This window comes from Erwinia sp. JUb26 (assembly GCF_003751505.1).
Lineage (GTDB): Bacteria > Pseudomonadota > Gammaproteobacteria > Enterobacterales > Enterobacteriaceae > Erwinia.
On the sequence record NZ_RJVB01000019.1, the window covers coordinates 1 to 4589 of the forward strand.

5 protein-coding genes and 2 pseudogenes are annotated in these 4589 nt (G+C 48.3%); 2 read left to right on the forward strand and 5 right to left on the reverse strand.

Annotation, left to right across the window (positions count from 1 at the left end):
- Nucleotides 1-99: pseudogene (locus EC836_RS25040) on the forward strand (replication initiation protein); the annotation flags it as partial.
- 196 nt (nucleotides 100-295) lie between these two features.
- On the opposite strand, the gene EC836_RS24490 reads toward EC836_RS25040, so the two are convergent.
- From EC836_RS24490 to EC836_RS24510, 5 genes are all read right to left on the reverse strand, one after another.
- Nucleotides 296-613, reverse strand: a complete 318-nt coding sequence (locus tag EC836_RS24490; protein WP_158612815.1) for an AlpA family transcriptional regulator — start codon at nucleotides 611-613, stop codon at nucleotides 296-298.
- A gap of 274 nt (nucleotides 614-887) precedes the next feature.
- The gene (locus EC836_RS24495; protein ID WP_123337991.1) at nucleotides 888-1382 is read right to left on the reverse strand and encodes a hypothetical protein; all 495 of its coding nucleotides are present in this window, start codon (nucleotides 1380-1382) and stop codon (nucleotides 888-890) included.
- Nucleotides 1383-1895, reverse strand: coding sequence for a hypothetical protein (locus EC836_RS25045; protein ID WP_233599403.1), 513 nt, complete (start codon nucleotides 1893-1895; stop codon nucleotides 1383-1385).
- Between the two features lie 1505 nt (nucleotides 1896-3400).
- Nucleotides 3401-3553: a hypothetical protein gene (locus EC836_RS24780; protein ID WP_158612816.1), complete on the reverse strand. Its 153-nt coding sequence runs from the start codon at nucleotides 3551-3553 to the stop codon at nucleotides 3401-3403.
- Nucleotides 3554-3571: 18 nt separating this feature from the next.
- On the reverse strand, nucleotides 3572-3937 hold the full coding sequence (locus tag EC836_RS24510; RefSeq protein ID WP_123337993.1) for an entry exclusion protein 1: 366 nt from the start codon (nucleotides 3935-3937) through the stop codon (nucleotides 3572-3574).
- A gap of 494 nt (nucleotides 3938-4431) precedes the next feature.
- Here EC836_RS24510 and EC836_RS25050 point away from each other — a divergent pair.
- A pseudogene (locus EC836_RS25050) lies at nucleotides 4432-4557 on the forward strand (replication initiation protein).
- Nucleotides 4558-4589: the final 32 nt, after the last annotated feature.

A 4589-nucleotide genomic window follows, 5' to 3' on the forward strand; every position in this document is an offset into this window, starting at 1 on the left:
ACCAGCGCCTTATCCGGTAACTATCATCTTGAGTCCAACCCGGAAAGACATGCAAAAGCGCCACTGGCAGCAGCCAATGGTAACTGTTTAGAGGAGTGAGTCTTGAAGTTATGCGCCGGTTAAGGCTAAACTGAAAGGACAGATTTGGTGACTGCGCTCCTCCAAGCCAGTTACCTCGGTTCAAAGAGTTGGTAGCTCAGAGAACCTTCGAAAAAACCGCCTTGCAGGGCGGTTTTTTCGTTTACAGGACAAGAGACTACGACGAGATACGAAGGATCTCAAGAAGATCTGTTGTTCAAACTCGACGAGTTTCAAGCCAACCCATAATTTCTGCATCTTTCCATTTAAACGAGCGACCAATCTTAAAAGGCCGAGGAAAATCGCTTGGAGTCTCTTCAAGTCCAAGTCCTTTCTGTTGCAATGCTCTTCCGACAACGGCGCCAGACCATCCTGCTGCTGCTTTCGGCAGTGTATTACCTAAGGTATTAGTCCGAGCAAACGCGCTACCTAATCCCAAACCAGTAGGCTCCTCCGATACACCACACCAACGATATAGAGTCGATTTACTGATCCCTAACAGCTCACACACTTCATTACTGTCTAACAATTTCACAAGGCCACCTATAAAGAACAATGAAAGCGTATGAATCTTTATAGAGCACAATGGGTACAATGACAACCTATGGTGCCATATAAATACTAACTAGGCCGTTTTTTTGACAATGAGTATAGGGAATAGGATAATCACGTGGTCAGCACAAACCGGAACCTTGAAAGAGGGGTGCTGATGCCGGGGTTAACGCCCTCCTAGCCTGTGAGCAGGATACAAAAAGGCCAGACCGAAATTCTGTAAAAAAACAAAGGCGCCCTAGGCGCTTTTTGTTTTTTTACACAATCTTCTTACCCTGCAATCGCTGTTCAAGCACATATCTAAATCGCAGGTTACGTCCTTTGTTGACGTTTCCCCATTCATCAAGTGTGTACGCCGTAACTACATGGATACGGAGTGCATTTTGTTTGTCCTGGGGCTTTCGGATCTCCATCAGGATAAAATCATCATGGTGACTCAGGTGATAATATCTTTGTCCCTGCCCCTTCGAGATAAAGGCTGTGATGTATTCACCTTTCTCTATCGCGGCAAGGATTCTAGTCACAATCGTTTTACTGCCTTCGTAACGTTCTCTACAAAAATACCGCTGTTCTTCCTTGAACTTCATCACTGGCCCAGCCTGCTTTTCATCAGTAAAAACGTGAAAACTATGACTAATTTCAATGTCTATTTTTATGCCGTTTACATCGATTGAATACCATCGAGGATGCAAATGCCCCATAGGAAAACTCACATCCTCTATTTTCACATCACGCCATACTGTACCGGCCATTTAATCCTCCCATGAGGCTCCTACCTCAATAACTCGTTCAACTAAGATGTTGTAAGCCTTCCCTTTAGAAAGGTCCCCCGCTTCCACTAGTTTTTTAACTGCAACTAATGGATGAACAATCAATACATTATGAAACTCACCAGAACTCCCTTCACGACAGGAAATAAACCCCAGTTCTTTTAGTTTCTTCATTCTTCCTGACCATGTTGTTACGCCTCTGTCACTGGCAAAACCAGACTCGAAAGCCAACACAGTTTTGTCCCGAATCTCAATTAGCCCCTCGTCAAAAACCCGGAACCACAAAGCTAGATAGGTTGTGGATAGTGGAGATCCTTTTGATAGACCATCCATCAGCGCTCCTATCAGCGGCAGATACCGTGGAACGGTGGAGTAACCATCGTTCTCAAGGCGGTGCCACGTTTCGATCTTTTCATCTCCCCATAGAGCTTCAATCAGTTCCAGACGCCTTTCTGATTGGTTTCTTCTTCCTGACCTTTTTGCCCTTACTGACATATCTAATCGCCTCCAGTTTGTTCACACAACACAATTTACTAAAAAAACCCATTAAAATCAAAGAGTTATTCCAAACCACTCAGGTGGTTTATATTGTTCTAACAAAAGCGAAACCAATATAACCCGCAGTAAAAATTACACAAAAAAATCATTGACGTAATATTTATTACATCAATCGCACGTAAATAGATGTTTTAATTATGCTTATTTATAATTTGCGGTGCTCCATGTGCTCAATGTGCTCGCCGTACTCACTGTACTCCTTGTGCTCCATGGGGTTGTAGGGGGCAACCGGAGCGGCAGAATGAAAAAATAATCGATATGAAGCTGCGCTACAGACATAAAAAAGCCCGCTTAAAGCGGGCTTTTCTTTAGGAGATACTTCGGCGTTTCAGCTCGGCTTCAATTGCGGCACAAGCGGCATGCAAGATCGCCGTGTTGTAATACTTTTTTAGGCCACTACGGTCGATGTCTTGGAGTAAAGCTCGGTTATGGGCCAAATTACGTCTTAAAATTGGGGTTTGTCTGTTCATTCTCTGAACTCCTTTCAGGTTACGAGCATCATTGCTCACAGGTATTTATCGTGGCCGCTGAGCATTACGTGGAAAGGCTCTAAAAAGTACATTTTTCACGTATTCGCCGAGCGCTCATATTTACCATAACATCCCTTACGCGCCCCTCTGAAACGCGCCCGGGGCGCTTTTCCACTCCAGGCCTCAAAACACCACGTTTGATCGCCGAAACCGCCTCAGAATCGCGCTGGTGAGTTCTGAGCAACTGCATGGCTATGCACGTGAGTGAATGGCGGGAAGTTTCGCACTGAAACCGTAGCGAGATGCATAAAACACCAACCAGCCAGGTGAAACGCAGGCAGATTTTTTTTGAAAAAAAATCCATTTTTTCCTCTGCAAAAATCACAGACTCAATAATTTCCGATCACCTAACCGTGAAGAGAAATTCCCTTATGAACGAAAAATTCAGACACGCAAACACGCTGCTGAAAGTAACAGTGGATGTGGTCAGGCTTTTGGTGTTGCTGCAGCAACTTCTACATGGATGGCCATTTACGTAACGGTGAACGGGCGCGAAATTTTTTTCGCGTTCGTGAGGCGTTGGCGGGGTGTCGGGGCGCAACCCTGACCAGGGGTTTTGTCAGGCGTCACCACGTGACGGTAATGACAAAACATTTCCTGTCCGCAGAGTTAACTTCGGCTGGCCTCATAGTTTTCTGAAAAAGGCAGTCATGCACATCAAAGCCTTGCCGGTTGAGGGTCCGGTATCACCAGTGCATGAGATGAATGAAATGATAGTCATGCACCCTCAGCCTTTGTGTCGCAAGGGCTGAGGCGTAGCATTGCATAATGCGTTGGGTGTGAGAGTTTTTGCCGGTCTTTATTCAGCAGAAAATACGGAAGCACCGTCAGTACGACCGTTCATTGAGATCACCGGCGCGGGACTAGCGTTAAGCATTCCGGTATGAGAGGAAGGTGCCGGAGCACGACTGCTCAGGCTTCAGGCGCGTCGTCACCCGGGTAAGGTTTGTACACTCTTGGCTCAAAAGGGCGACGTGGGCGGAAATGCTCCTCTTTCTGGCGCTGGAGATCGGCCATTTCGGCTAGGCCAGCCATCAGTTCTTCAAACAGATTACGTTTTTCCACGGTTAACCTCTCGTTATCTCAGCGCTGAACGCCCCAGAACCGCCACCACGGCGTTTTCCGGCGTTCGGGATCCTTCTGACTGGTTTTATCCTCAATGCGAAGCATCATTCCTTTCAGCTCGGCCACTTCCGCACGCAGTTCGCGGATCTCTGCCAGCAACGCCACCTCATTTTGTGTGCCACCGGGCTGTGCCACGGTGGGCCACTCTTCAGTGCCAGCGTCTGACAGCGCACCGTAAGCACGAATAAGCTCTGCCGTCTCCAGTTCACGGTGGCCGTTGGTGCCTTGACGCCATGATACGCGGCCTGCGGCCATATCACGGTAGAGCGTACGGCGACTCTTTTGCGTCAGTTTCTGAGCCTGTGACACGCTGTGCCATGCCATAAAAAATCCTCCTGTTCTGGCACAGTCTAACGCCATTGACAGAAACAACCACATCAGGGGAAAACAAAGCAATGCCGTGGCCGTGCTTAATGCCAGTCCGATGTTGTTCCGCTTCCTCGCTCACTGACTCGCTACGCTCGGTCGTTCGGCTGCGGCGAGCGGTGTGATCTGCTGACGCTGAGGGTTATCAACAGAAGCGGGGATAACCGGCGGGAAAGGCTGTAAGAACAGGAAGAAAAAGGGCGCGGGGAACCCGTTTTTCCATAGGCTCCGCCCCCCTGACAAGCATCACGAAATCTGTCGGTCAATTCTGTGGGGGCGTTAGCAGACTGGTCTTTAAAGATCCCAGGCGTTTCCCCCTGGTCGCTCCCTCGTGCGCTCTCCTGTTCCTGCCATTCGGTGTACCGGTGTCATTCCGCTGTTATGGCCGCGTTTGTCTCATTCCACGCCTGACACTCAGTTCCGGGTAGGCAGTTCGCTCCAAGCTGGACTGTATGCACGAACCCCCCGTTCAGTCCGACTGCTGCGCCTTATCCGGTTAATATCATCTTGAGTCAAACCCGGAAAGACATGCAAAAGCGCCACTGGCAGCAGCCAATGGTAACTGTTTAGAGGAGTGAGTCTTGAAGTTATTCGCCTGTTAAGGCTAAAC

Bases quoted from the DNA above. Each gene is read 5' to 3' on its own strand.
- EC836_RS24495 (WP_123337991.1), bottom strand. From the start codon at position 1,382: ATGGCCGGTACAGTATGGCGTGATGTGAAAATAGAGGATGTGAGTTTT.
- EC836_RS25045 (WP_233599403.1), bottom strand. From the start codon at position 1,895: ATGTCAGTAAGGGCAAAAAGGTCAGGAAGAAGAAACCAATCAGAAAGG.
- EC836_RS24510 (WP_123337993.1), bottom strand. From the start codon at position 3,937: ATGGCATGGCACAGCGTGTCACAGGCTCAGAAACTGACGCAAAAGAGT.